At 53.8% G+C, this 18,705-nt stretch carries 13 protein-coding genes and 3 pseudogenes; 7 read left to right on the top strand and 9 right to left on the bottom strand.

Features of this window, described 5'->3' with window-relative positions; translation table 11 throughout:
- The first annotated feature begins 5 nt into the window (after nucleotides 1-5).
- The gene (locus F7Q90_RS03985; protein ID WP_015700245.1) at nucleotides 6-104 is read left to right on the top strand and encodes a YoaK family small membrane protein; all 99 of its coding nucleotides are present in this window, start codon (nucleotides 6-8) and stop codon (nucleotides 102-104) included.
- 2 nt (nucleotides 105-106) lie between these two features.
- On the opposite strand, the gene F7Q90_RS03980 is transcribed toward F7Q90_RS03985, so the two are convergent.
- Nucleotides 107-373, bottom strand: a complete 267-nt coding sequence (locus F7Q90_RS03980; RefSeq protein WP_006119238.1) for a DksA/TraR family C4-type zinc finger protein — start codon at nucleotides 371-373, stop codon at nucleotides 107-109.
- A gap of 100 nt (nucleotides 374-473) precedes the next feature.
- Nucleotides 474-2,043 (bottom strand): annotated as a pseudogene (locus F7Q90_RS03975) (ABC transporter substrate-binding protein).
- A 154-nt stretch (nucleotides 2,044-2,197) separates the two neighbouring features.
- Between F7Q90_RS03975 and pepT the strand changes: the two are divergent.
- Nucleotides 2,198-3,451 (top strand): annotated as a pseudogene (pepT, locus tag F7Q90_RS03970) (peptidase T).
- A gap of 40 nt (nucleotides 3,452-3,491) precedes the next feature.
- Here pepT and F7Q90_RS03965 read toward each other — a convergent pair.
- Both F7Q90_RS03965 and F7Q90_RS03960 read right to left on the bottom strand, forming a co-directional pair.
- A pseudogene (locus F7Q90_RS03965) lies at nucleotides 3,492-5,176 on the bottom strand (methyl-accepting chemotaxis protein).
- A gap of 171 nt (nucleotides 5,177-5,347) precedes the next feature.
- Nucleotides 5,348-6,865, bottom strand: coding sequence for a carboxylesterase/lipase family protein (locus F7Q90_RS03960; RefSeq protein WP_006119239.1), 1,518 nt, complete (start codon nucleotides 6,863-6,865; stop codon nucleotides 5,348-5,350).
- Between the two features lie 186 nt (nucleotides 6,866-7,051).
- Here F7Q90_RS03960 and F7Q90_RS03955 point away from each other — a divergent pair, with 186 nt between their 5' ends.
- Nucleotides 7,052-7,486, top strand: coding sequence for a DoxX family protein (locus F7Q90_RS03955; RefSeq protein WP_006119240.1), 435 nt, complete (start codon nucleotides 7,052-7,054; stop codon nucleotides 7,484-7,486).
- Nucleotides 7,487-7,518: 32 nt separating this feature from the next.
- On the opposite strand, the gene hglS is transcribed toward F7Q90_RS03955, so the two are convergent.
- A complete protein-coding gene (hglS, locus tag F7Q90_RS03950) occupies nucleotides 7,519-8,859 on the bottom strand; it encodes a 2-oxoadipate dioxygenase/decarboxylase HglS (RefSeq protein WP_006119242.1) in 1,341 nt (446 codons plus the stop codon).
- Nucleotides 8,860-8,926: 67 nt separating this feature from the next.
- Nucleotides 8,927-10,267: an MFS transporter gene (locus F7Q90_RS03945; RefSeq protein ID WP_006119243.1), complete on the bottom strand. Its 1,341-nt coding sequence runs from the start codon at nucleotides 10,265-10,267 to the stop codon at nucleotides 8,927-8,929.
- A gap of 314 nt (nucleotides 10,268-10,581) precedes the next feature.
- Between F7Q90_RS03945 and F7Q90_RS03940 the strand changes: the two genes are divergently transcribed.
- Nucleotides 10,582-11,502, top strand: a complete 921-nt coding sequence (locus F7Q90_RS03940; RefSeq protein WP_006119244.1) for a LysR substrate-binding domain-containing protein — start codon at nucleotides 10,582-10,584, stop codon at nucleotides 11,500-11,502.
- On the opposite strand, the gene smrA is transcribed toward F7Q90_RS03940, so the two are convergent.
- The gene (gene smrA / locus F7Q90_RS03935; RefSeq protein ID WP_006119245.1) at nucleotides 11,499-12,065 is read right to left on the bottom strand and encodes a DNA endonuclease SmrA; all 567 of its coding nucleotides are present in this window, start codon (nucleotides 12,063-12,065) and stop codon (nucleotides 11,499-11,501) included. The genes F7Q90_RS03940 and smrA overlap by 4 nt on opposite strands.
- A 318-nt stretch (nucleotides 12,066-12,383) precedes the next feature.
- Here smrA and F7Q90_RS03930 point away from each other — a divergent pair, with 318 nt between their 5' ends.
- Together F7Q90_RS03930 and uspE are read left to right on the top strand one after the other, a co-directional pair.
- A complete protein-coding gene (locus F7Q90_RS03930) occupies nucleotides 12,384-13,124 on the top strand; it encodes an FNR family transcription factor (RefSeq protein ID WP_006119246.1) in 741 nt (246 codons plus the stop codon).
- A gap of 118 nt (nucleotides 13,125-13,242) precedes the next feature.
- Nucleotides 13,243-14,196 carry a universal stress protein UspE gene (uspE, locus tag F7Q90_RS03925; RefSeq protein WP_006119247.1) on the top strand — a complete coding sequence of 318 codons (954 nt, stop codon included), beginning with the start codon at nucleotides 13,243-13,245 and terminating at the stop codon, nucleotides 14,194-14,196.
- Nucleotides 14,197-14,242: 46 nt separating this feature from the next.
- Here uspE and pntB read toward each other — a convergent pair whose 3' ends face one another.
- The gene (gene pntB, locus F7Q90_RS03920; RefSeq protein ID WP_006119249.1) at nucleotides 14,243-15,631 is read right to left on the bottom strand and encodes a Re/Si-specific NAD(P)(+) transhydrogenase subunit beta; all 1,389 of its coding nucleotides are present in this window, start codon (nucleotides 15,629-15,631) and stop codon (nucleotides 14,243-14,245) included.
- Nucleotides 15,632-15,634: 3 nt separating this feature from the next.
- Entirely contained in the window at nucleotides 15,635-17,167 is a 1,533-nt protein-coding gene (gene pntA / locus F7Q90_RS03915; RefSeq protein WP_006119252.1) for a Re/Si-specific NAD(P)(+) transhydrogenase subunit alpha, read from the bottom strand.
- A gap of 533 nt (nucleotides 17,168-17,700) precedes the next feature.
- Here pntA and ydgH point away from each other — a divergent pair.
- Nucleotides 17,701-18,654 carry a DUF1471 family protein YdgH gene (gene ydgH, locus F7Q90_RS03910; protein ID WP_006119253.1) on the top strand — a complete coding sequence of 318 codons (954 nt, stop codon included), beginning with the start codon at nucleotides 17,701-17,703 and terminating at the stop codon, nucleotides 18,652-18,654.
- Nucleotides 18,655-18,705: the final 51 nt, after the last annotated feature.

Raw genomic sequence — 18,705 nt, 5'->3', positions numbered from 1 at the left:
TAATTATGAGAATTGGTCTGCTGTTCCCCATCGCTATCATCGTGGCAGGTATTGGCTTTCTCGCCTGGTTCATCGGCAGCGGCCTGGCGATGCCTGGCTCCTGAGATCAGCGTAGCTGGCTGTCTTTACTTCCACGCCGGTTGTAGAGACTGCTCTCTTTTTTCTGCTTATCGATCTTTTCCTGACAGGAAACGCAATAACGCACGCCCTTGAGTGCCTGACGGCGGGCTTCGGGAATCGGCTCGCCGCACAGTTCGCATTCTGTGGCACTTTCCCCCTGTCCCAGTGACTGACGCACACGTTCGATACCGTCATTAACGGTGCTGTCGATTTGCTCCTGTACTGCCCCTTCTGCTGCCCAGCCGTTTGCCATTTTTGTGCTCCACTTCATTACCTGTACAGGTTAACTGTACAACATATCAGGGATTTTGCAGGCAAACCGACTCACCTCCCTGTGAAGCCGGTGACGGACATTACGGCTTAATATCGACCTGATAAAAGATATGTTTGCCGAAGGGATCCACTTCGTAACCGGTCACCGATTTGCGGATCGGTTCGAAAATGGTGGAATGGGCAATCATTACGGCTGGCATCTGGTCGTGCATGATTTGCTGCGCCTGCAGATACATGACCGTGCGTTTGGCTTGATCGGGTTCGGCACGGGCGGCGGTAATCAGCTTTTCAAAGGGCTGATAGCACCATTTTGATGAGTTCGATCCCCCTTTCGCCGACGTGCAGCTGTAAAGCGGACCAAAGAAGTTATCCGGATCCCCGGTTGCCGTCGTCCAGCCCATCAGGGCCGCCTGATGTTCACCGCTGCGCACACGTTTCAGGTATTCGCCCCATTCGTAACTGACAATATTGGCTTTGATGCCCACTTTTGCCCAGTCTGCCTGGATCATCTCCGCCATTCTGCGTGCGTTGGGATTATAGGGACGCTGTACCGGCATCGCCCAGAGCGCAATTTCCGTCCCTGGTTTCACGCCTGCCTGTTGCAATAACGCTTTCGCTTTTTCCGGGTCGTAATCGTAATCCTTCAGGTCTTTGTCGGCACTCCAGACGCCGGGGGGCAGAATATTTTTCGCCACCACGCCAGTGCCTTTAAAAATCGCCTCGATAATAGCAGGCTTGTTGATCGCCATGGCCAGCGCCTGGCGAACCTGCACATTATCGGTCGGGGCTTTGGTGGTGTTAAAGGCCAGGAAACCGGTATTCAGTCCCGCGGCCTGTTTCAGGCGTGATGTCCGGATTTTGTTTCATTTTTTCGAGATCGGCAGGATTCGGGAACGGCATGACCTGGCACTCATTTTTTTCCAGTTTGGCGTAGCGCACGGCCGCGTCTGGCGTGATGCTGAAAATCAGCCGATCCAGTCTGGCCTTACCCTGCCAGTAGTCCGGAAACGCCTTATACAGAATGCGTGAGTCTTTTTGATACTGAACCAACTGGAAAGGCCCGGTTCCGATGGGATCGCTATCCACTTTTTCCGGTGTGTCGGCTTTCAGCATCTTGTCTGCATATTCTGCCGAGTGAATGGAGGCGAAATACCAGGCCAGATCGGCCAGAAATGGCGCTTCCGGGTGCGCCAGCGTAAAGCGCACGGTGTGATCGTCAACGCGGCCAATGTGGGTGATTAACGTGGCCAGTTCAAGACTGTCGAAGTTGGAATAGTGCCCGCCCGAGACGTTGTGATAGGGATTGTTGCTGTCCATCTGGCGCATAAAAGAGAAGATGACGTCATCCGCATTAAAATCACGACTGGGCGTAAACAGCTTATTGCTCTGAAATTTAACGTTATGCCGCAGATGGAACGTATAGACTTTGCCGTCGGGACTGATCTCCCAGCGTTCTGCAAGGCCTGGAATTAATTCTGTGGTGCCGGTTTTAAAATCAACCAGGCGGTTAAACACCGGCACGGCACTGGCATCCACGCTGGTTCCCGAGGTGTAAAGTTGCGGATTAAAGTTCTCCGGTGAGCCTTCTGAGCAGTAGACCAGCGTCGTCGCGTTAACACTTCCTGCCAATGCGATACCGGCCGTCAGCAATCACAGGGTTGTAAACCTGTTTCTCATTATTATCCTCGCTTTATGTTGACTTCTATATATCAGACTCTCTAAATAAACGGTGCAAACAGTGGATTGATAGCATGAATCTTCACCATAGCGAACCCCGCATGTAGTCAACTAATAAGGATTAGTGATGACCGACAAACTTCAGACGCAGTTGATCACGCGTTTTTTCCGTTATCTGGCGGTGAGCAGTCAGAGTGATGCAAAGTCCAGCACCTTACCGAGCACCCCGAGTCAACATGCGATGGCGGCGCTGCTGGCGGATGAATTGCGCGAACTGGGGCTTGAACAGGTCGTCGTTGATGAACAGGCGACGGTAACGGCAGTTAAACCGGGCAACTGCCCTGACGCGCCACGCATTGGGTTTATTACGCACATTGATACGGTTGACGTCGGTCTGTCACCTGATATTCACCCGCAGATCCTGACCTGGCAGGGCGAAGATCTGTGCCTTAATCCCGAACAGAACATCTGGCTGCGCCGGGATGCGCATCCTGAAATTGCCCCTTATATGTGCCAGGACATTATTTTCAGCGACGGGACCAGCGTGCTGGGCGCCGATAACAAAGCGGCGGTTAGCGTTGTTATGACGTTAATGGAAAACCTGCAGGGTCAGCACGGTGATGTAGTCGTCGCGTTTGTCCCCGATGAAGAGATTGGCCTGCGCGGTGCCAAAGCGCTGGATCTTAACACCCGCTTTAATGTGGACTTTGCCTAGACCATCGACTGTTGTGAACTGGGTGAAGTGGTCTATGAAAACTTCAATGGCGCGGCGGCAGAGCTGCGTTTCACCGGGGTTCCCGCCCATCCGATGTCCGGTAAAGGTGTGCTGGTCAACCCGCTGCTGATGGCCCATGACTTTATCAGTCACTTCGACAGGCAGGCGACGCCCGAACACACGGAAGGCCGTGAAGGCTATATCTGGTTCAATGAAATGCAGGCCAATGCCAGTGTTGCGACGCTGAAAGCATCAATTCGCGATTTCGATCTGGCGAGCTTTGCCGCGCGCAAAGAACAATTGCAGCATGTTGCCAGCCTGATTGCTGAACGCTATCCCACCGGACAGGTCGAGATAACGATTCACGATATTTACAGCAATATCAGCAATGCCATGGGCGACGACCGCCGGGCGCTGGATCTGATTTTTGCTGCCATGCGCGATCTGGACATTACACCCAAAGTGATTCCCATGCGCGGCGGTACCGATGGCGCGGCCTTATCTGCCCGCGGTATTTTCACCCCTAACTTTTTCACAGGCGCGCACAATTTCCATTCACGTTTCGAATTCCTGCCGGTGAAGTCGTTCGTTAAGTCGTATCAGGTCGCGGAGAAACTGTGTTATCTGGCGGCGCAATCGAGGAGTACGGCAAAGACAGGCAGTTGAAACATCACCGCCTTCATGATGAAGGCGGTAGTCATATTGATTAGAAGGTGACCCAGTCGCCGTTGTCCGCCGTGGCGGCTTTTGGACGCAGTACAGGAGACGGTGCTGTTGCAGGGCCTGCAGACGCCGCTGGCGGCCTTCTGTCCTGTGTCAGCGCTACCGGCGCATCGCTCGATAACCGGAACTGTGCAACAGAAGCCTGAAGCGCTTCCGTCTGCAGCGCCAGCGCGCTGGCGGCGGCAGAAACCTCTTCAACCAGAGCCGCGTTTTGCTGCGTCACACTGTCCATTTCCGTCACGGCCGTACCAACCTGAGAAATGCCCTTGCTCTGCTCTTCCGAGGCGGCGGCGATCTGCTTCATAATTGCATCCACATCCTGGACGGATTTTAAAATGCCGCTCATCGTGCCGCCGGTGGTACCCACCAGTTCCGCGCCCTTTTCCACTCGCTGCACAGAATCGGCAATCAGCCCGGCGATTTCTTTCGCCGCACCGGCGCTGCGCTGTGCCAGATTGCGCACTTCACTGGCGACGACGGCAAAGCCTCGCCCTTGTTCACCGGCACGCGCGGCTTCTACGGCCGCATTCAGTGCCAGAATGTTGGTCTGAAACGCAATACCGTTAATGACGTTGGTGATCTCAGCGATTTTCTTCGAGCTGTCGGAAATACCGTTCATGGTGGTCACAACTTCATCCACCAGGTTGCCGCCCCTGCTTCGCCGTCAGCGTTGCCGCTTCGGTCAGTGCACTGGCCTGACGGGCATTTTCCGCGTTAAATTTCACGGTCGCGGTCAGCTGTTCCATACTGGCGGCGGTTTGCTCCAGCGCGGCAGCCTGCTCTTCCGTACGGGAGGACAGATCGTTATTACCAATAGAGATTTCGGCGGCACCGCGCGAGATATTCTCTGTGCCGCTGCGAATGGCACTGACCGCATCACGCAGGCTGTCCTGCATCGCACTGAGCAGCGGAACCAGTTTACCGACGCAGTTACGGCCCATATCCTGAACGGGTTTACTGAGATCCCCTTTGGCGATTACGGCAAAATGCTCGCGAATCTTCTCCAGCGGTTTGACCAGCATTGTGACCAGATAACGATCGGTAAACAGCAGAATCAGCAGACCAATCACCACGGTGGCTGAAATCATCGTTTTAGTCACGGCGGTCAGGCGATCCACTTCGACACGGGTTTGTCCCAGTTTCTTGTTGGCCACGTTGTTAAACGCTTCGGTGCTGGCACCGAAGGCGCGGCTGAGCGCAGGTGTGACGTCATTCGCCTGTTGACGATAGGCATCCAGCGAATCCTGACGGGCACGCTGCAACTGCACGGTGACGCCCTGATCCAGCAGTTGCTGACATTTATCAATGACCTCATTCGTCACGGCCGCGTCCATGGGTCCGGGTGACAGCTGTTTAAACAGCGCTAGTTGATGACGCATGTTATCTAACGCCTGCTGTACCGGAGCAAAGGTGGTGTCATCCTGGGCGACACCGGCGGCCTTTTTCTCCATCACACGCGACAAACGCGTAATACATACGAAAATACTGGTCGTTACCCTGACTTAACGCGGTCATCTGCTCAACGATATGGCGATCCACATCATTGCCATCACTGAGGGAGTTAAGCGAATGAATGCTGAACAGCCCAATGCCGCTCCACAACAGACTAAACAGTCCCAGAATGGTCAACATAACCGTGCGAATAGTGAAATTTTTAAGCATACCCATACAGAAATCCCTTGAACGTTAATCCGTAAAACCGGACACAGGAGATTTATCGGCAGCTCGCGGGAAAATGTAACGGTATTGTTATTTTTTTTCATCCACCCGCACAGATAATGTGCGGGTGGAAATGTGCAGGCCGGCGTACGTCTGGCATGCACCGCGCTGGTTCACCCTTTACAGTCGCACCAGGCGGGACATCATCAAACGGAACAAAGCGAGGCGGCGGCGCATAAAACCCGGTAACAGTTTGAGAGCCGCTTGACCCTGCCATCCTAGTGACATTGTCACGTCATGCTTTTTGCGCCAGGCGGGCCAGCGTTGTTTGCCTTCAATCATCGTCGTGTGCGGGGTTACATCACATGCGAAACGAAACCAGTAATCGCAAACCTGTTGAGAAAAAGCATGATCTGCGGCGGTAAAGGTGCGATCGTCGTCGGCAGGCGGCATCATCGCCAGCGTATTCATCACGTAAGGGATTTCATTACCATGCCAGGTGCCGTGCGGGTAGAGATCGCGCGATCGTTCTGAAACGTAGTCGAACCAGTAGCGCCAGCCCGGCATGCCCGCTTTCTCCTGCGCACGCATGATCAGCCAGGGAACAATGCTAAACGTCATATCCCGCGCGACAGCCCGCCCCAGCAGCGCATCATCCCCGGTACGGTAAATCCAGCGCAGTAACCGATAATGAAAATGGTTATTACGCCGTAGCTGTCCCACCACGGCGGCAGCCTCCACGCCAAACCAGACCAGTACGCTCGCTTCATCGCTGTTACTGCCCGCCATCAGCGGCAGGCGATGCTGTTTTCCCGCCATCAATGTTTTCAGGACCGGCTCGGGCAGCACCATATCACCGGCAATGGCCACCGGACCGAGGCCCAGCGAGCTGTCCAGCGGCCAGAAGGCGTCCGCAGGCAGCTCACGCAGCTGCGCCATGCTGGCATCCGCCGGTAAACCCAGCGCGGTCGCCACCATAACGCCTTTTTCACGTGCCGCGTCGCGGGTGACGTCTGGCAGGCTATAGGCACTTTGCACGATCCCTTTGTGGAACAACCCCCGGGACAGCGGTGAGCAGCAAAGCGAAAGCACACTGCGGGCGCCCGACGATTCGCCAAACAGCGTCACGTTGCTGGCATTCCCGCCAAACGCGGCGATATGCTGCTGTACCCATCGTAATGCCGCGATCTGATCAAGCAGCGCGAAATTGTTGATATGGCCCGTGTCAGCCTGCTCTTTTTCCAGTGCGGGATGAGCAAAAAAACCCAGATGTCCCAAACGGTAATTAAGGGTCACCACCACCGCACCCCGCGAGGCTAAGGGTTTTCCACTATAGGGTGCCAGCCCACCTGAACCGATCGTAAAGCCACCGCCGTGAAGCCAGACCATGACCGGGAGTGGAACCTCTGGCTGCAGCTCTGGCGTCCAGACGTTGAGGTACAGGCAGTCTTCACTGAATACACCAGGATCGCCTCCGCCAATCGCCAGGCAGTAGTCACGATTCTGCCAACTCGCTGCAGAAAAGTGCTGTGCATTGAGTACACCGTGCCAGGGCTTAACCGGTTGTGGCGCGCGCCAGCGATACGCGCCGACAGGCGGTGCCGCATACGGAATGCCCTTGAATACAAAGATCCCGTCATCAAGGGTGCCCTGCAGTTCTCCGTCAGTCAGCGCGATTTTCAGGCCGTCATTTTTCATGCAGTGTTCCTTGTTAGCGTGCCTTTTCATTATTTCAGGCAATCTGATGTTGTCCAGTTCTGACGCGTTGTTAAGCAAAACGGTAAATGCGCTGAAAAATCGCCCGAAGGCGTCGCCGTGATTGACCCCTGTCATGAAAATGTTTTTAGTAGAGAGCGTAACGAAAACGCCTTTGAGGAACTGACAATGTTTAGCGGTATCAATCAGGTTTTTGTGCGCATGACCGATCATCCCGATCTCGGCAAACTGTTGCTACGTCTGACTCTGGGGGGATTATTGCTGTTTCATGGTGAGTTTAAGCTCGTGCATGGCGTGGGCTGGATTGCCCATTTACTGCGACAACACGGTCTGCCGGGCTTTATCGCCTGGGGTGCCTGGATGGGGGAAATAATTGCGCCGCTGATGCTGATCGCAGGCTTCATGACACGGCCAGCGGCGTTTATCATTGCCGTGAATATGGTTGTCGCCACGCTGCTGGTCAAAACCGGCGCAGTATGGCATCGCACCGATGTCGGTGCCTGGGCACTGGAAACGGAAGCACTTTACCTGTTCGGCGCTCTGGTGGTGATGTTTCTGGGGGCGGGAAGATTTACGCTGCTCCGTGATACGCGCCTGCAGTAAAGGAAAAACGGGGCGGTTCCGCCCCGTTCATATTATAAGGTAATGCCGCAGCGCTGTAAGGACGCCCGCTGCCGCTCCGCATACAGCACCATTTCATCCTGCACGGGGCAGCCCAGTGCGGTTTCAAAGCTGCTCCGGCTTGCCTGTCCCGCCGAACGTGTCGACGTTTTGTCCCCGAGATTAGACTGAAAAATCCCTGCCGCACTGACAGGTAGAAAATCTTCATAAATAATAGGGTCCGCCAGAATCCGCCCCTGCTCAATCAGACTTGCCAGTGATTCCCCACGCTGCGGCGGTTCCGCTCGCCCTTTTTCGCTGAGCCGATAAGTAAACCAGGCTAAGCCGGCTTCACGTAATGCGTTTTCATCATCCGGGAAAGCCGCAAAGGTCGCCGTGAGCTGCTGCTGGTGCTGCTGATTATCCGCACCGCTCCCGGCTTCGCTGAGCAGACGATCGTAAAGCGCGCGGCCCTGCGGCGTTAAGGCCGCGCCGCGCTGTTCGATCTCACCGAAGCGCGCCGTGTGCGTGCCCTGAAAACCGTCGGTGAAAATGACGGGTTCTTCCAGTGCCTTGAAGCTGGTCTGGCGTAACAAAACAGGCACCTTGCGCCGGGGTGGACCTTCGATCACCGTTTTGGGATCAATGCCATACGTCGGCATCAGCGCCTGAACACGATCAATATCCAGCGTGCGTGGCGTAAGATGATTGATATGGCAGGCCGGAAAACATACCACATCCGCGATCAACCGATGTTGTTGGTTCAGCGCCTGATAGGTGCGGCTCTCCACAAGGCTGTGTGAATGCCAGCGGAAGGTTTCCAGCGCTTCGTTGATAAACGCCTGCGCCTGGGGCGCCGTCAGTCCGCCCTGCTGTTGATGCAGCGCGATGAGGTTTCGGCATTCCGGCGTGAAAATATCGCGCGAGGCTAATATTCGTGCGGCTTCATCCCGAAGCGCCGGGTCGGCAATCAGCTCCAGCCGTAACAGCGAGGTAAAAATACGAAAAGGATTGCGCTGCAGCGCTTCATCATCAATGGGGCGAAACGCGGTGGAGTGCACCGGTACGCCCGCCTGCGACAGATCATAATAGCCCACCGGAAACATGCCCATGACGGCAAACATCTGGCGCAGCATGGCAAGCTCGTCCGCGCTACCGACGCGAATGGCCCCGTGGCGCTCCAGACTGAGGCGGCTGAGTTCATCGGCCTGGGTCAGCCGTTGCTCTAGCACGCTATCAGCCGTAAGCGTTGCCTCATTAACCGCTTTCACCAACTGCATCAGCGTCCCGTAGAGCGGCACTTCCTGCTGATACATGTCCGACATGGCCTGGGAGAAGCCCGTGCGAATCGTATCCGCACTGATAAAGTTATCCATATTTACCACCTGACAGCATGAGCGTTGCAGCTACTGTAATCCAACGCGCTGCGGTCAGCGGAAAATATCATGAATTTGTGATCGGCTTAAAACCGTAGCGATTTTTCACCGCCAGCATCACGGTGGTCAGCAGTGCCGGTATGGCGAGCAGCAAGAAAATAACGCTGAACGACCAGCCGAGTGACAACATTTCAGCCCCGACAAAGGCACTGAGGATGGCACCGATTCGGCCCACCCCGTGCATCCAGCTGGAACCGGTTGCGCGGGCATGGGTAGGATAGTAGCTGGCGGAAAGCGCATTCATGCCGGTATTCGCTCCGTTAAAACAAAAACCGCTGCAGAAGGCAATGGCGCTCATGATAACGACCTGCGGCGGTGAAAAACCCAGCGCGACAATAGCGATACCGCCGCAGAAGTAGATCACAGCCAGCGACAGACTGGCATTGAAGCGATCCATCAGCCAGCCGGCAAACAGCGATCCCAGCGTGCCGCCTGCCTGGTACATCGCGGTGATTATCGCCGCTTCCGTCACGGACATTCCCTGTGTATTGACCAGGGATGGCAGCCAGCTGCCGATCAGATACACCAGGAACAGCCCCATAAAATAGCCGCCCCAGAGCATCAGGCTGCCGATGCGGTAGCGAGGAGAAATGACCGTTGCGATGGCGCTGTGTTCAGCAGGTGATTTTTCCGCTTCGGTCGCATGGAAATGCGTATCCGGGCTCGTACTGCCGGGAAGAATACGTTCAAGAATGGCGCGAATGTGCTGCGCGGGCGCACCGCGACTAATCAGGAAACGTACCGATTCAGGAAGCTGACGGATCAGGACCGGCAGGACCAGCAAAGGAAGAATACCGCCCAGCAACAGAACGGAATGCCAGTCGTAACGTGGTAACAACCATGACGCGGCAAAGCCGCCGCTGGCGGCCCCAAAGGTAAAGCCACAAAACACCACGGTGATAATGAATGAACGGCGCCGCTCCGGCGCATATTCAGCCACCAGCGCACTGACGTTGGGCATGGCTGCTCCCAGCCCCAGCCCGGTCAAAAAACGGAACAGGATCATCTGTTCGATACTATGGGAAAATGCGGTCACCAGCGTCCACAGACCAAAAAACAGGACGCTGAAAATGATCATTAACCGGCGGCCAAAGCGGTCGGCCAGCGGCCCGGCGACCATCGCCCCCAGCGCCAGACCAATCAGCGCTGCACTGATCACGACACCCAACTGATGAGTACTGACGTGCCAGGCGGTTTTCAGCGTCGGCGCGATAAAGCCCATCAGGGCAATATCCATACCATCAAGCGCAACCACGATAAAACAGAGTACAATTAACCGAATTTGGCCACCACTCAGAGTACCCTGATTAATTAACTGGCGAACATCTACCGCCTCGACACTGCTCACGGGTAAACTCCTCAACGGCTGACTTAAACAACTATCAGATTTGGTAAAAAAAACGGCACTTATGATAGCTGATCGTTAACGATAAAACGCATGAAATTTCCGACCGAAGCAGAAGCAATGCGGTAAGTTGATGTTTTTTCAGCAACCGTGAAAAACGTTGTGTCAGGCAAAAAAACAACGCCATCATTAATAATCAACCACTTAAAACGCTCCGCTGCAAAAAGTACACATTGTTAATAAAAATTTGCAGCAAAGTTAACAAAATCCAGCTTAAATAGTTGCCTGTCACCTGGCAATGTCATTAAGTTGGGTAAATGGAAAAAAATATCCTTTTCAATCAGCGCATTCGCTTGCGCCATTTACATGCCTTTGTTGCCGTCGCGCAGCAGGGAACCCTGGGGCGTGCAGCCGAGACCTTAAGTCTCAGTCAACCTGCCCTTTCTAAAACCCTCAACGAACTTGAAGAACTCACCGGCGTCCGTCTGTTCGAACGCGGTCGGCTGGGCGCACAACTCACCACCATGGGAGAACAGTTTCTTATCCATGCGGTAAAAGTGTTAGAAGCGCTGAATCATGCCGGCCAGAGTTTTAATGAACAGATTAACGAGCGTCCGGTAGTCATTCGTCTTGGTGCCTTAACCACGGCGGCGATGGGCATGTTGCCACAGATTCTTGACCGTTTTCATCAACTGCGTCCCAACACGACCATTCAGGTTGCTACCTTACATAATAATGTGTTGCTGGCGGGGTTGAGAGCGGGCGAGTTTGATCTGGGCATCGGCCGAATGGCGGATAAAGAGATGATGACCGGCCTGACCTATGAACTGCTGTTTCTGGAGTCATTAAAGCTGGTCGTCAGACCGGAGCATCCGCTTTTAAGTGACAACGTCACGCTTTCACGTGCCATGCAGTGGCCTGTTGTAATTTCCCCGGAAGGCACCGCGCCGCGCCGCCTGGCACAGCAGATGCTGGATGAGCAAGGGTGCAGTCTGCCGCCCCATTGCGTCGAAACGTCATCAACGTCGCTGGCCCGCCAGCTGGCGCTGCGCTATGACTACATCTGGTTTGTGCCTTCCGGGGCCGTCAAAGAAGATCTTAGCCACAATGCCCTGATATCGTTGCCCATCACCTCTCCCGGCCCGGGTGAACCCGTAGGGATTATCACGCGCACCGGTAACACCTTAAGCCTGAGCGCCGAAGTATTGATGAGTACCATTCGTAAGTTTCACAGCTAGCGACTGCGTTTAGCATGGCGCTCCCAGTTTTCCTGACGCGCTTTTTCCGTTTTGCGTAGACCGACATACAGCGCACCGGAGCCGCCATGCTGCTTCTGTGCGACACAAAAGGTCTGGACGTCGTCAAATTCACGCAACCAGCGGTCAAGATAGCTGCGCACAATGTTGGCATGAGAATCATTGTCCCGGCCTTTGCCGTGAATAATCAGCAGGTTTCTGTAGCCGGCTTTACGGACATCCTGCATGAAGGTAAACAAATTTTGACGGCAGGTTTCAACGGGCTGGCGTAGCAGATTCAGGCTGGCATCCAGCGCATATTGCCCCTTGCGTAATTTATCCAGCACGCCCTGCTGGATGCCCTCAGCTTTAAACTCAAGTTGCTGCTCAAGAGGAATGATGTCCAGGTAACCGCGGGTTAAAAAGTTTTCGTCTTCAGGTTCTGGTGACCGAGGCGGCACTTTTTTGCCGGCGGCGCTGTGATTCCAGCGCGTATTTTCTGCATCTTTGAGTGGCGTAACGTCATTCATCGCGTCACGAAACAGATTGTCATCGTCAAGGTTCATGGCTCGCCCCTGGTAAATGATATGACGCAAAATTGACTTGAAACCAAATAGTAGCAAAATCGGTAAAGCCTGCGCTAATCCCGTTTTTATCGTCCCTTCTGGCCTTTCAGATTAAGATAAATTCTGTATGAGATCAAAAATCCGTAAAGATTTGTTTACGATCTTAATAAGATGACATCAAAAAACCCTGTCATAACAGCCTTTAGCAGTATTGCGGAAACCACACTTTTTGTATGCCTAAAAACTGCTCGGATGAGTTCCCTTACACCGAGAAAATGGTAAAATTGACCCCAGTCAATTATCGTCGAGCAAACTACTATGTTCCCTGAAAAACGTATTCAGTCAGGCGGTTGTGCGATTCACTGCCAGGATTGCAGCATCAGTCAGCTATGCATCCCTTTCACCCTTAATGAACATGAGCTGGATCAGCTTGATAATATTATTGAGCGAAAAAAACCCATTCAAAAAGGCCATACGCTGTTCAAAGCGGGTGATGAGCTGAAGTCGCTCTACGCAATCCGTTCCGGCACCATTAAAAGCTATACCATCACCGAGCAGGGAGATGAACAAATCACCGGTTTTCACCTGGCCGGCGATCTGGTGGGATTTGACGCCATTATGAACGCCAGTCATCCCAGCTTCGCCCAGGCGCTGGAAACGGCGATGGTCTGCGAAATTCCTTTCGATACGCTGGATGACCTGTCCGGCAAAATGCCTGCCCTGCGTCAGCAGATGATGCGCCTGATGAGCGGTGAAATTAAAGGCGACCAGGACATGATTTTGCTGCTGTCCAAGAAAAACGCGGAAGAGCGCCTGGCCGCCTTCGTCTGGAACTTATCCCGCCGCTATGGCCAGCGCGGCTTCTCACAGCGTGAGTTCCGTTTGACGATGACGCGCGGCGATATCGGGAACTATCTGGGTTTAACCGTTGAAACCATTAGCCGACTGCTGGGGCGTTTCCAGAAATCGGGTATGCTGGCCGTAAAAGGCAAATATATCACCATTGAGAACCACGCGATGCTGGAAGCGCTGGCCGGTCAGAGCCATCAGGCGGCGTAATCCTCAGGCCGGGTTAACAAATCTTATTTTGTTGATCCGGCTACATCTTTTCACTTTCTTAGTGCACTTAACATAGGCTATCTTTAAACCAGTCGCGTTGGTCTAAGGAGAGTAGCCTATGTCCCAGTATCAAAACATTCTGGTCGCCATTGATCCTCAGCAGGATGACCAGCCCGCGCTGCGACGTGCGGTCTATCTCAACCAGCTTATCGGCGGCAAAATCAAAGCATTTCTGCCCATCTACGACTTTTCATACGAAATGACCACCCTGCTGTCACCAGATGAACGCACCGCGATGCGTCAGGGTGTGATCAGCCAGCGCTCGGAATGGATTCGCGAACAGGCGCAGGCTTATCTGGATGCTGGTGTGGATATAGACATTAAAGTCATCTGGCACAACCGGCCCTATGAAGCAATCATCCAGGAAGTGCTGGCGCATCAACATGATTTAGTGCTTAAAATGGCGCACCAGCACGACCGGCTGGAAGCCGTTATTTTTACACCGACAGACTGGCACCTGTTACGTAAGTGCCCTTGCCCGGTGTGGATGGTTAAGGATCAACCCTGGCCCGAAGGCGGTAAAGCGCTGGTGGCGGTCAATCTGGCCAGCGAAGAACCGCACCACGATGCGCTTAATCAGAAACTCATTCGCGAAACCGTTAAACTGGCCGAAAGCGTCAATCATACCGAAGTGCATCTGGTGGGCGCCTATCCGATTACGCCAATCAACATTGCTATCGAACTGCCCGATTTTGATCCCAGCGTCTACAACGATGCCATTCGCGGCCAGCATCTGGTAGCCATGAAGGCCCTGCGACAAAAATTCTCCATCAGTGAAGAGTTTACCCACGTTGAAAAAGGCCTGCCGGAAGAAGTGATCCCGGAATTGTCCGCCCACCTTGGCGCGGGCATTGTGGTGTTAGGGACGATTGGACGGACCGGACTGTCGGCAGCTTTCCTAGGGAATACGGCTGAGCAGGTGATCGATCACCTGCGCTGTGACCTGCTGGCGATTAAGCCGGATGATTTTGTCTCACCCATTACGCTTGACGACGAAGACGAGCACGATTAACGCGGCCTTCAGTAAAAAGGGCGACGGTTATCGTCGCCCTTTTCTTTTACAGCGCTTTCAGAATACTTTCTACGCTGGCTTTGGCATCCCCGAACAGCATGTGAGTATTTTCTTTAAAGAACAGCGGATTTTGCACACCGGCATAGCCCGTATTCATTGAGCGTTTGAACACAATAACGTTTTGCGCTTTCCACACTTCCAGCACCGGCATACCGGCAATCGGGCTGCCCGGATCATCCTGCGCCGCAGGATTAACCGTGTCGTTGGCCCCGATAACCAGTACCGTATCGGTATCGCTAAAATCATCGTTGATTTCGTCCATTTCCAGCACCACGTCATAAGGCACTTTCGCCTCTGCCAGCAAAACGTTCATATGGCCGGGCAAACGGCCGGCGACCGGATGAATACCAAAACGCACGTTGATGCCGCGGGCGCGGAGTTTTTCCGTGATTTCCGCTACCGGATACTGTGCCTGTGCAACGGCCATGCCGTAGCCGGGCGTAATGATCACGGAACGGGAAGATCGGAGCATCTCTGCCGTTTCTTCTGTGCTGATTTCACGATGTTCGCCGGTCTCATCACTTGCCGTTGAAGCTGTGCCATCGCTGCCAAATCCACCGGCAATGACGCTGATAAACGAGCGATTCATGGCCTTACACATTATGTAAGAGAGAATTGCCCCCGAGGAACCAACCAGCGCACCGGTCACGATAAGCAGATCGTTACTGAGCATAAACCCTGCCGCTGCGGCCGCCCAACCGGAATAAGAGTTGAGCATCGAAACAACGACCGGCATGTCTGCACCACCGATGGAGGCCACCAGGTGCCAGCCAAACGCCAACGCAATGATAAGCATGATCACCAGCGCAAACACCTGCGCACCGAGACTTTGCGTGTTGACAAACCACAGTAGCAGTAAAAACGAGACGACCAGCGCCAGCAGATTCAGCTTATGCCGCTGAGGCAGCATTAAGGGCCGCGACGAGAGTTTGCCACACAACTTGCCAAAGGCGACCAGCGAGCCCGTAAAGGTGACCGCACCGATAAAGATGCCGATAAAGACTTCGCTGAGATGGATGTTTTCAATAACTGCCGGCAAGCCAGGAGCATGATCGACATAGCTGTTAATGCCTACCAGTACGGCGGCCAGGCCGACGAAGCTGTGCAGTATCGCCACCAGCTCGGGCATTTCGGTCATTTCTACCCGTTTCGCCAGCCGAATACCGATGGCACCGCCAATAACCATCGCCAGCAAAATCCAGACAACATGACTACTGTCGGGACCAAATACAGACGCGATCAGCGCAATCGCCATGCCGCTGATACCAAATATATTGCCCTGTCTTGAGGTCTCATATTTTGAAAGACCCGCCAGACTCATAATGAACAAAATTGCAGCAACGATATAGGCTGCCGTCACTAATCCGCCAGACATAGCTTACCCCTTACGAAACATTTTCAGCATACGCTGCGTGACGGTGAAGCCACCGAAGATATTGATGCTGGCGATCAATACGGCAATAAAAGAAAGAAAACTCACCCAGCCGCCGTGCCCCATTTGCAATATTGCCCCTACCACAATAATGCCCGAAATCGCATTGGTGACTGACATGAGCGGCGTATGCAGCGCATGACTCACATTCCAGACCACGTAGTAGCCCACCACACAGGCCAGCGCAAAGACGGTGAAATGTGACAGGAATTCACTGGGGGCAACATTCGCGAGGCAGGCGAAGAGTACGACAGCGCCTGCCAGCAGCCCATATTTACGCCGGGGGGGCACGGGTGCCGCCGGGCTTTTCGTTTGCGTCGGTGCAGCGGCAGCCGCGGTTTTCGGCGCGGCGGAGACCTGAACTGGCGGCGCAGGCCAGGTGATCTCGCCGTCTCGAATCACCGTGACGCTGCGGATGACGACATCATCAAAGTCAATGACGATCTCGCCATTCTTCTCTTTACAAAGCAATTTCATCAGGTTGACGAGATTGCTGCCGTAGAGCTGAGATGATTGCGTCGGTAACCGGCTGGGCAGATCCGTATACCCGATAATTTTTACGCCGTTGTCCGTTACAGTGACCCGATCGGCGACGGTAAGCGCACAGTTGCCGCCGGTTTGTGCCGCCAGGTCAACAATGACGCTGCCAGGCTTCATGCTGGCCACCATTTCCCTGGTGATCAACGTCGGCGCAGGTTTACCCGGAATCAGCGCCGTGGTGACAATAATATCCACCTCCTGGGACTGCTGAGCGAAAAGCGCCATTTCTGCTTTAATAAAAGCATCCGACATGACTCTGGCGTAACCATCACCACTGCCCGCCTCTTCTTTGAAATCCAGTTCAAGGAACTCTGCGCCCATACTTTGCACTTGTTCCTTCACTTCCGGACGCGTGTCAAAGGCGCGAACAACCGCGCCCAGGCTGCCTGCGGCACCGATTGCCGCCAGACCCGCCACGCCCGCACCAATCACCATCACTTTGGCAGGCGGGACTTTCCCGGCAGCGGTGATCTGACCGGTGAAAAAGCGACCAAATTCGTGTGCCGCCTCCACGATGGCCCGATAACCTGCAATATTGGCCATTGAGCTCAGCGCATCCAGCGACTGCGCACGGGAAATACGGGGCACGGCGTCCATCGCCATAACGGTGACCTTACGCGCAGCCAGTTTATCCAGCAGTTCAGGGTTCTGAGCAGGCCAGATAAAACTGACCAGCGTGCTGCCCTCGCGCATCAGCGCAATGTCGTCTTCACCGGGTGCATTCACTTTCAACACAATATCGGCTTGCCAGACCTGCTGGCGATCGGTCAGCGTGGCGCCAGCGTTGACATAGCTGTCATCATCAAAACTGGCAGGCTTACCCGCACCCTGTTCAATCGTGACGCTAAAACCCAGCCTGATGAGTTGTTCAATGGTTTTCGGCGTGGCAGCCACGCGCGACTCATTGGCTGACCGCTCTTTGGGTATTCCAATTAACATAGTGTTCCCTTTCATCGATTAAAGGATGATGACCCTTGTGGTACAGACTGCTCTGACGTCATCCGCGTTCAGGCGGTGTGAATAAATGCAAGGGCATAATCGTGTCTAAACCTACTGAAAATGTTACAGGTGATCTACTGTACAGACGCACCAATGTCACATTTGCGGTAATATCCAGTTTTGGCCTCGTTATGCCGCATAACGTCACTGTCTGATCGCATCACTGGCAGATAAATAACTAACTAAGCGCCCTTCGATACGAATATTCCTTTCGGAAAAGCCTTAATTTAACAACGCATTAACGTTTTTAATAAAGTTACGAACGTTTAATTCATCTGCCTGTCTTAAGCGTAAGGTAAAATACCGATTCGTGATGCCGTGATAAAAAAAACCGGATCACAACAAGAGAGAAATCGCAAAAATTGGCTGCGACAGCGTGTTTATAACATGTAATAATCAGCAGCTATTCTGTTATACATCAAGAGTCCAACACGTTTTCGTACTCATTTTGCGTAAGGCGAAGGATCATTTTTATGAAGCTGAAGAACACTATTCTGGCATCTACATTGTTATCTCTGCTGGCGGGAAATGCGTTTGCCGCTAAAGAGCTGACGCCAGAACAAGCGGCCGCGTTGAAGCCATTCGAACGTATTAATATCACCGGTCGTTTTAATGCAATTGGCGATGCGGCGGATGCCGTCTCCAAACGTGCTGATGAACTGAATGCAGATTCGTATTACATTCAAGGTATTAACGACAGCAACGGTAACAGTGGTAACTGGCGCGTAACCGCGGATCTGTATAAGGCGAATGCGCCTAAAGCGAGTCAGGAAACCGACTACCGGATGTTTAATGGCCTGAAAGAGCTGCCGAAAGCGGAAGCCTATCGCCTTGAACCCTTTGATACCGTGACGGTGACCGGCTTTTTCCCCAGCCAGCCCGATGTGAACGAGGCAATTTCTAAAGCCGCGAAAGAAAAAGGCGCTGCGTCCTTCTTTATTGTGCGTCAGGTTGATGCCAATACCGGTGGCAACCAGTTCATTACCGCTTACATCTATAAGGCGGATGCAAAACAGCGCGCCGTGCAGAGCCCGGATAGCATTCCGGCTGATTCTCAGGCAGGTAAAGCCGCGCTGGCCGCAGGCGGTGCTGAGGCGAAAAAAGTCGAGATTCCGGGCGTTGCCTCCTCTGAAACCCCAAGCAATGCCGTGGGCCGCTTCTTTGAAACGCAGAGTTCAACCGGTAAACGCTATTCTGTGACGCTGCCAGACGGCCGGGAAATCCAGGAGCTGAACGCAGTCACCGCGGCACAGATGCAGCCGTTTGATACGGTCACCTTCAGCGGCCATTTCGGCACACCAACCGAAGTTTCGCAGGAAGCCGCCAAACGTGCGGCTGGCAAAGGTGCGAAGTTCTACCACATCACACGCCAGTGGCAGAACCAGAGCGGGGGTAACCTGACCGTGACCGCCGATCTGTTCAAATAAGCAAGTAAGGGCGGCGCAAGCCGCCCAACTGTTTGCATAATCCCTGCGCAA

Source organism: Pantoea stewartii subsp. stewartii (assembly GCF_008801695.1).
Classification (GTDB): Bacteria; Pseudomonadota; Gammaproteobacteria; order Enterobacterales; family Enterobacteriaceae; genus Pantoea; species Pantoea stewartii.
This window is presented reverse-complemented; position numbering and strand designations above follow the sequence as displayed.

Coding starts and splice junctions, on each gene's coding strand:
- F7Q90_RS03985 (WP_015700245.1), top strand. CDS start 6: ATGAGAATTGGTCTGCTGTTCCCCATCGCTATCATCGTGGCAGGTATT.
- uspE (WP_006119247.1), top strand. CDS start 13,243: ATGTCCCAGTATCAAAACATTCTGGTCGCCATTGATCCTCAGCAGGAT.
- pntB (WP_006119249.1), bottom strand. CDS start 15,631: ATGTCTGGCGGATTAGTGACGGCAGCCTATATCGTTGCTGCAATTTTG.
- hglS (WP_006119242.1), bottom strand. CDS start 8,859: ATGGATAACTTTATCAGTGCGGATACGATTCGCACGGGCTTCTCCCAG.
- F7Q90_RS03955 (WP_006119240.1), top strand. CDS start 7,052: ATGTTTAGCGGTATCAATCAGGTTTTTGTGCGCATGACCGATCATCCC.
- smrA (WP_006119245.1), bottom strand. CDS start 12,065: ATGAACCTTGACGATGACAATCTGTTTCGTGACGCGATGAATGACGTT.
- F7Q90_RS03980 (WP_006119238.1), bottom strand. CDS start 373: ATGGCAAACGGCTGGGCAGCAGAAGGGGCAGTACAGGAGCAAATCGAC.
- ydgH (WP_006119253.1), top strand. CDS start 17,701: ATGAAGCTGAAGAACACTATTCTGGCATCTACATTGTTATCTCTGCTG.
- F7Q90_RS03940 (WP_006119244.1), top strand. CDS start 10,582: ATGGAAAAAAATATCCTTTTCAATCAGCGCATTCGCTTGCGCCATTTA.
- F7Q90_RS03930 (WP_006119246.1), top strand. CDS start 12,384: ATGTTCCCTGAAAAACGTATTCAGTCAGGCGGTTGTGCGATTCACTGC.
- F7Q90_RS03960 (WP_006119239.1), bottom strand. CDS start 6,865: ATGAAAAATGACGGCCTGAAAATCGCGCTGACTGACGGAGAACTGCAG.
- pntA (WP_006119252.1), bottom strand. CDS start 17,167: ATGTTAATTGGAATACCCAAAGAGCGGTCAGCCAATGAGTCGCGCGTG.